We start from the raw sequence: 7,495 nt of genomic DNA, 5'->3' as shown, positions 1-7,495 counted from the left end.
CAGGGTCGGCTGCTCGACACCACCATCGTCTCGGGCTCCCTCATCGGAGTCGTGACCCCCGTCTTCTTCCTCGCGATCCTGCTCAAGCTGGTCTTCGCCAACTGGCTCGACCTGCTGCCGACCTCGCAGCGCCAGGACCCGCGCATGGACGCGACCCACATCACCAACTTCTACGTCCTCGACGGTCTCCTCACGCGCGAGTGGGACGCCGTCCTCGACGCGCTCACGCACCTGGTGCTGCCCGCGGTGGCGCTGGGCACCATCCCGCTGGCCATCATCGTGCGAATCACCCGGGCCGCCGTCGCCGACGTCCTCAACGAGGACTACGTGCGCACCGCCGAGAGCAAGGGCCTTGGCTCCCTGCTGGTCTCGCGTCGTCACATCCTGCGCAACGCGATGCTGCCGGTGATGACGACGATCGGCCTCCAGGCCGGTCTGCTCTTCTCCGGCGCCGTGCTGACCGAGAGCGTGTTCGCGTGGAACGGCATCGGCCGGTTCCTCTTCGACTCCATCGGGCAACGTGACTACCCGGTCCTGCAGGGCTACATCCTGCTGATCGCGATCATCTATGCGCTCATCAATCTCTCCGTCGACATGGCGTACGGCGTCATCGACCCCCGGGTGCGTGTCTCATGACGAGCTCTCTGCCTCCCGCCGGGCCCTCGAGCACGGCGCTGCTGACCCCTGACGACGAGCCGGGCGTCGGCCTCTGGCGCGCAGCTGCACGCCGCCTGCGACGCAACCCGACGGCGATCGTCGGCGCACTCATCGTGCTGTCCTTCGTCGTGATCGCCCTGATCGCCCCCCTGCTGACGCCCTACCAGCCCGGCTCGGCGGAGTGGTCGGGCCAGGTCACCCCGACGTCGGTGCCTGGTCCGAGCGACGAGCACCTGCTCGGGCTCGACCGGTTCGGCTCCGACCTGTTCACCCAGCTCGTCTACGGTGCCCGCCAGTCGCTGGTGTACGGCGTGGTCGCCACCGCGATCGGGCTGTCCTTCGGTGCGGCGCTCGGCATCCTGGCCGGCGGGTCCGTAGCCGTCGGCGGTCGCGTCGGCGCGTGGATCGACAACGTCGTGATGCGTGTCGTCGACATCATGCTGTCGGTCCCCAGCCTGCTGCTGGCCGTCAGCATCGCCGCCGTCCTGGGCCAGAACTCCTACGCGATCATGATCGCCATCGGGGCCGCCCAGGTGCCGATCTTCGCCCGGCTGCTACGGGGCTCGATGCTGGCCCAGGGGCGGTCCGACTACGTCCTGGCGGCCGAGGCGCTCGGCATCCGGCGCCGCAAGATCGTGATGAGCCACGTGCTGCCCAACTCGATCGGCCCCACGGTCGTGCAGGCCACGCTCAACCTCGCCACCGCGATCATCGAGGTCGCCGCGCTCTCGTTCCTCGGTCTCGGTCAGCCGGATCCAGCGGTGGCCGAGTGGGGTCGGATGCTCGTCGCCGCCCAGGACCGTTTCGAGGCCGCCCCGCAGCTGGCTCTGCTGCCCGGCGCGGCCATTGCCATCACCGCGCTCGGCTTCACCTTGTTCGGCGAGGCCCTGCGCGAAGCACTGGACCCGAGGAGCCGACGATGAACCCCGAACCGTTGCTGTCCGTGCGCGACCTCAGCGTCCGCTTCGGACTGAAGGGCCAGGACACCTTCACCGCGGTCGACGAGGTCTCCTTCGAGATCAACCCCGGCCAGCACCTCGCGATCGTCGGTGAGTCGGGCAGCGGCAAGTCCGTGACCGCCCTGGCGATCATGGGGCTGCTGCCGCAGCGCGGCGTCAAGGTGAGCGGTGAGGTGCGCTACCGCGGCACCGAGCTGCTCGGGAAGAGTCGCCGCGAGATGAGCCGGCTCCGTGGTCGGGAGATCGCGATGGTCTTCCAGGACCCGATGACCTCGCTCAACCCGGTCATCACGGTCGGCAAGCAGCTCAGCGAGGTGCTGCGACGCCACTTCGGGATCTCGGAGTCCGAGGCCCTCGAGCGCGGCGTCGAGCTCCTCAACCGCGTGGGCATCCCCGATGCCGGACGCAGGATCAGGGAGTACCCGCACCAGATGTCCGGCGGGATGCGCCAACGCGTCCTGATCGCCATCGGGCTCGCCTGCGAGCCCAAGCTGCTGATCGCCGACGAGCCCACGACCGCGCTGGACGTCACGATCCAGGCGCAGGTGCTCGAAGTCCTCAAGGAGCTCGTGGCCGACACCGACGCGGCCCTGCTCATGATCACCCACGACCTCGGAGTCGTGGCCGGGATGTGCGAGGACGTGCGCGTCATGTATTCCGGTCGCATCGTGGAGTCCGCGCACCGCGACCAACTCTTCGCCGAGCCACGTCACCCTTACACCGGCGGGCTCCTCGAGAGCATCCCGCGGCTCGACTCGCCGCGCGGTGCGCGACTGACACCCATCCCCGGGTCCCCGACGCAGACGATCCCGTGGTCGCAGGGGTGTGCGTTCGCTCCCCGCTGCTCGCGACGCGTCGAGGCCTGCACCGAGTCGGCGCCGGTCCTGGAGCACACGGGCGATCGCGACCTGCGCTGCTTCCACCCGCTGGGCGCCGAGGCGACCACCACCGCCGGCGCCGCGGCGCCGACGACGACCGACACGCCGGAGGCGACGTCATGACCGAGCCACTGCTCGACGTCCGTGGACTCAAGGTCCACTTCCCGATCCGCAAGGGCCTGGTGCTCAACCGAGTGGTCGGAGCGGTCCGTGCCGTCGACGGGGTCGACCTCACCATCAACCCCGGAGCGACGCTCGGGCTGGTGGGGGAGTCGGGGTGCGGCAAGTCCACCCTGGGTCGCGCGATCCTGCGGCTCGCGCCGGTGACCGAGGGCAGCGTGCTGTTCGACGGCACCGACGTCGCCGACCTGTCGGGTGAGAAGCTGCGGCAGATGCGCCGCCACATGCAGATGGTCTTCCAGGATCCGATGGCGAGCCTCAACCCCCGCCAGAGTGTCGAGACGATCCTCACCGAGCCGCTCCGGGCGCACCGGATCCCGTTCGACGAGACTCGCGTACGGCGCCTGCTCGACCAGGTGGGCCTGCCTGCCTCGGCGGCGCGCAAGTACCCGCACGAGTTCTCGGGCGGGCAGCGGCAGCGGATCGGCATCGCCCGGGCGGTGGCCCTCGAGCCGCGCCTCGTGATCGCCGACGAGCCGGTCTCTGCCCTCGACGTCTCGATCCAGGCCCAAGTGCTCAACCTGCTCGACGACCTCCAGGAGCAGCTCGGCCTGACCTACCTGGTGATCGCCCACGACCTCGCCGTCGTACGACACATGGCCGACGAAGTGGCAGTGATGTACCTCGGGGGGATCGTCGAGCAGGCCGACGCCGACGAGCTCTACGCACACCCGACGCACCCGTACACCAAGGCGCTCATGTCCGCGGTCCCGGTGCCGGACCCGAAGATCGAAGCGACCCGCGAGCGGATCATCCTCCAGGGCGACCTGCCGTCCCCCTCGAACCCGCCGACCGGCTGCCGGTTCCACACGCGCTGTCCGTTCCGGCAGGAGACCCGCTGCGACGACGAGCGTCCCGAGCTGCGGGAGGTCCGCCCGGGTCACCGGGTGGCGTGCCACTTCGCCGAGGAGATCGCGGCCGGGAAGATCACTGCGCGGGAGCTGGACCTCACCCCGGTGTAGTCGTCGGGGTGGCCGCTGGAATGGCCGCCGGGGTTGCCGGGAGCGGCGGGGGGAGTCCCGCCGAACTCCGGGCAGAGGTCACGGTGGGCGCAGAACCCGCACAACCCGCTACGCCGGGGCAACCACTGGCCGCTCGACCGAGCGGCCTCGATCGCGCCCCAGACGGCCTCGACCTTGCGCTCGGTGGCGCGTAGGTCCTCCTCGTCGGGGGCGTAGCGCAGGATCTCGCCGCTGCCGAGGTAGACCAGCTGGAGCATGGCCGGCACGACCCCGCGCATGCGCCACAGGACCAGGGCGTAGAACTTCAGCTGGAACAGTGCTTTGGCCTCGAAGCCCTCGCCCGGTGCGCGCCCGGTCTTGTAGTCGACGATGCGGATCGCGCCGTCCGGGGCGATGTCGACACGGTCGACGAAGCCGCGCAGCAACAGCTTGGACTCGAGCAGGGACTCCACGTAGAGCTCGCGCTCGGCCGGCTCGAGGCGGCGCGGATCCTCGAGGTCGAAGTAGACGGCCAGCGTGTCGTGGCAGGTCGCGAGCCAGGCGCCGACCTCGGGCCCGTCGGGGGTCGTCGGGGCGAACATCTGAGCCAGGTCGGGCTCGGCCGCGAGCAGGGCCTCCCACGCGGGCTCCAGGAGCAGGTCGGCGCGCTCCGGCGTGCGCTCGACGGCCGGGACGTCGAAGAGGTCCTCGAGCACCTGGTGCACCACGGTGCCTCGCACCGCGGCGGGCGAGGGTGGCTCCGGCAGCCGGTCGATCGTGCGGAAGCGGTAGAGGAGCGGACAGGTGAGGAAGTCGCTCGCCCGGCTCGGGGACAGCGAGCCCAGGACGTCGACCCCGTCGACGGGGGTGGCTACGGGGGGTGCGACGACGTCGGCGGGCGACACCGTTGGGCTGGTCATGGCTTCACCCTAGGCGCGGGCACCGACACCTGCGCCGTAGGCTTCACGACATGCTCGGACCCGCGCCGCAGACCGTGGCCGCACCCGGTTCGTTCCGGGTCGGCTCGCTCGTCGGGGTCCCGATCCGCCTCTCGATCACCACCCTGGTGCTGGTCGTCGTCCTCGCCGTGGCGCTGGTCCCGCAGATCGATCGCGTACGTCCCGGGCTCGGCGTGCTCGCCTACCTGGTCGGCGCGGTGATCGGCGTGACCGTCTACCTCGCCGTGCTCCTGCACGAGCTGGCCCATGCGGTGGCGGCGCGCCGCTACGGGCACCAGGTCGACTCGATCACCCTCAGCCTGATCGGCGGCCGCACCGCGGTTCAAGGCGAAGCCGCGGCCCCGCGCGAGGAGTTCGTGACCGCCATCGTCGGTCCCCTCGCTTCGCTCGTGGTGGGGGGCCTCGCCCTGCTGCTGCGGCTGGGGCTCGAGGTGAGCCTGTGGAGCGTGGCCCTCGAGGTGATCGTGCTGGCCAACCTGGTCCTCGGACTGCTCGACCTCGTCCCCGCCCCGCCGATGGACGGCGGTCGACTCGTCAAGGCGGCCGGTTGGCGCCTGACCGGCTCGCCGCGGCGCGGCGCCGTCCTCGCCGCTCGAGGCGGCCAGGGGGTCGCGCTGCTGGTGCTGGTCGGCACCGTGCTCGTCGTCCCCGCCGTCTCCGACGAGCCGCGCACGAGTGACACCGTGCTCGGCGTCGCGATCGCGCTGCTGCTCTGGACGATGGCGACCAGCGAGCTCGCGGTGGCCCGGCTGAGGCTCGAGGTCGGCGCCGTGGTCGTGCGCGACCTCGTGCGGCGACCCCTCGCCGTACCTCCCGACCTCCCGCTCGCCGAGGCACTGCGACGTTCGCGGGAGGCCGAGGCACCAGGGCTCGTGACCACCGACGCGGGCGGTCGCCTCCTCGGGGTCGTCAGCGACACCGCTGTCGCCGCGGTCCCCGCCGAGCGGCAGCCCTGGGTGCCGGTCGCGGACGTCGCGAGGGTGGTCAGGGCCGAGCACCGGCTCCCGGCCGACGTGACCGGCGACGAGCTGCTCGGCGCGATCAACCGCTCACCGGTGGCCGAGTACGTGCTTCTCGACGACGCCGGCTCGCTGGTGGGAGTGCTCTCGTTGAGCGACCTCGACCGCGTCGTACGACGTCGCAGACCCCGCTGACAGACGGTCTCGGACCGGACTCGGGTACGGTTCCGCGGTGTCCACCAGCGAGCCCCACCTGCCGAGCGAGAACGTCGACGTCCCCCCGGAGGCGTGGTCAGGGGTCCACCGCGGCCCGCTGCGCGTGGGTGAGTGGGTGCGCCTGGTCGACACCAAGGGCCGCAAGCACAACATCTGCCTCGAGGCCGGCAAGACCTTTCACACCAACCGCGGTGGGATGGACCACGACGACCTGATCGGTCGCGACGAGGGCTTCACGATCACCTCCACCTCGGGCGGTGAGTACCTCGTGTTCCGCCCGCTGCTCTCGGAGTTCGTGGTGTCGATGCCGCGCGGCGCGGCCGTCGTCTACCCCAAGGACGCCGCCCAGATCGTGGCGATGGCCGACATCTTCCCCGGCGCGGACGTCGTCGAGGCGGGCGTGGGATCCGGTGCCCTCACGTGCTCGCTGTTGCGCGCCGTCGGCCCGCACGGTCGCGTGCAGTCCTACGAGCGTCGCGAGGAGTTCGCCGAGGTGGCGCGTCGCAACGTCAACCAGTTCTTCGGGGTGCCGAACGAGCCCGACGCCCCCGGGCACCCCGCGTGGACCTTGACGCTGGGCGACCTCGCCGAGGAGCTGCCGGCCTCCGGCATGCGCTGCGACCGGATCATCCTCGACATGCTCGCGCCGTGGGAGTGCCTGGACGCCGCCGCCGATGCGCTTCGACCCGGCGGCATCGTGTGCGCCTACGTGGCCACCACCACCCAGCTGTCGCGCTTCACCGAGACGGTGCGCGTGCACGGCGGCTTCACCGAGCCGCAGGCCTGGGAGTCGCTCGTGCGTGACTGGCACGTCGAGGGCCTGGCCGTGCGCCCGGGCCACAAGATGATCGGCCACACCGCCTTCCTCGTGACGGCACGTCGGATGGGTCCGGGGGAGAAGGCGCCGCGCAAGACCCGGCGTCCGGCGCCCGGGGCGTACGGCGAGGACTACACCGGCCCGCGGCCCGAGGGGATCCCGCCGGTCGAGCCCGGACCGACGGCGTGAAGCCGTTCCTCCTGCTCTCCATCCGGGCCGAGCCCCTCGCTGCAGTCGAGGAGCACGCGGCCTTCTCGCGCTACCTCGGAGTGGAGCAGGAGGACCTGCATCGCGTCGAGCTGGGCGCGGAGCCGCTCGCGGTCGACCTCGACGACTACTCGGGCGTCCTCCTCGGCGGCGGCGCCTTCACCTACTCCGACGACGCCTCGACCAAGTCCGAGCGCCAGCTGCTGGCCGAGAAGGATGTCTACGCGCTGCTCGACGACGTGGTGGCACGCGACATCGCCTTCCTCGGCGCGTGCTACGGCATCGGCACGCTCGGCTCCCACCAGGGCGGGATCGTCGACCGCTCGTACCCCGAGGCGGTCGGTCCGCTGATGGTGGAGCTGACCGCGGAGGGCTTGGAGGATCCGGTGTTCGCCGGTCTGCCGCAGTCGTTCGCGGCGTACGGCGGGCACAAGGAGGCGCTCACCGTGGCGCCGGCGCACGCCGTACGACTCGCGACGTCGTCTGCCTGTCCGGTGCAGGCGTTCCGGATCGGCCAGCACGCCTATGCGACGCAGTTCCACCCCGAGCTGGATCTGTCCGGACTGCTGACCCGCATCGACGCCTACGCCCATCACGGCTACTTCCACCCCACCGAGGCCGACGCCCTCAGCACTGCCGCCCGCGCCGTCGATGTCGTCCACCCCGGCCGGATCCTCGCCAACTTCGCCGCCCGCTTCCGGCGCGGCTGAGGGTTGTGGGTT

General features: G+C 71.2%; 8 protein-coding genes. 7 read left to right on the top strand and 1 reads right to left on the bottom strand.

Features of this window, described 5'->3' with window-relative positions:
• The 4 genes from VOI19_RS10245 to VOI19_RS10230 all read left to right on the top strand — a co-directional run.
• Positions 1-636 (top strand): ABC transporter permease (locus VOI19_RS10245; protein ID WP_323792863.1); only part of this gene is annotated, 636 nt, incomplete at its 5' end.
• On the top strand, positions 633-1,580 hold the full coding sequence (locus tag VOI19_RS10240; RefSeq protein WP_323792862.1) for an ABC transporter permease: 948 nt from the start codon (positions 633-635) through the stop codon (positions 1,578-1,580). The genes VOI19_RS10245 and VOI19_RS10240, both read left to right, overlap by 4 nt.
• Positions 1,577-2,617, top strand: a complete 1,041-nt coding sequence (locus VOI19_RS10235; protein ID WP_323792861.1) for an ABC transporter ATP-binding protein — start codon at positions 1,577-1,579, stop codon at positions 2,615-2,617. Before VOI19_RS10240 ends, VOI19_RS10235 begins: the two co-directional genes overlap by 4 nt.
• Positions 2,614-3,636: an oligopeptide/dipeptide ABC transporter ATP-binding protein gene (locus tag VOI19_RS10230; RefSeq protein ID WP_323792860.1), complete on the top strand. Its 1,023-nt coding sequence runs from the start codon at positions 2,614-2,616 to the stop codon at positions 3,634-3,636. Before VOI19_RS10235 ends, VOI19_RS10230 begins: the two co-directional genes overlap by 4 nt.
• Here the strand turns inward: VOI19_RS10230 and VOI19_RS10225 are convergent.
• On the bottom strand, positions 3,555-4,535 hold the full coding sequence (locus VOI19_RS10225; protein ID WP_323792859.1) for a PD-(D/E)XK nuclease family protein: 981 nt from the start codon (positions 4,533-4,535) through the stop codon (positions 3,555-3,557). The genes VOI19_RS10230 and VOI19_RS10225 overlap by 82 nt on opposite strands.
• 50 nt (positions 4,536-4,585) lie before the next feature.
• Here VOI19_RS10225 and VOI19_RS10220 point away from each other — a divergent pair, with 50 nt between their 5' ends.
• The 3 genes from VOI19_RS10220 to VOI19_RS10210 are packed head-to-tail and all read left to right on the top strand — an operon-like array spanning position 4,586 to position 7,483.
• Positions 4,586-5,728 carry a M50 family metallopeptidase gene (locus VOI19_RS10220; RefSeq protein ID WP_323792858.1) on the top strand — a complete coding sequence of 381 codons (1,143 nt, stop codon included), beginning with the start codon at positions 4,586-4,588 and terminating at the stop codon, positions 5,726-5,728.
• A 58-nt stretch (positions 5,729-5,786) separates the two neighbouring features.
• Entirely contained in the window at positions 5,787-6,755 is a 969-nt protein-coding gene (locus tag VOI19_RS10215; protein WP_323792864.1) for a tRNA (adenine-N1)-methyltransferase, read from the top strand.
• Positions 6,752-7,483 (top strand): glutamine amidotransferase, encoded by a 732-nt coding sequence (locus tag VOI19_RS10210; protein WP_323792857.1) that lies wholly within the window; start codon positions 6,752-6,754, stop codon positions 7,481-7,483. Before VOI19_RS10215 ends, VOI19_RS10210 begins: the two co-directional genes overlap by 4 nt.
• Positions 7,484-7,495: the final 12 nt, after the last annotated feature.

Origin of the sequence: Nocardioides sp., from assembly GCF_034670285.1 — a bacterium.
GTDB lineage: Bacteria > Actinomycetota > Actinomycetes > Propionibacteriales > Nocardioidaceae > Nocardioides.
The sequence above is the reverse complement of the archived record's forward strand: the minus strand, read 5'-3'. Positions and strand labels throughout refer to the sequence as shown.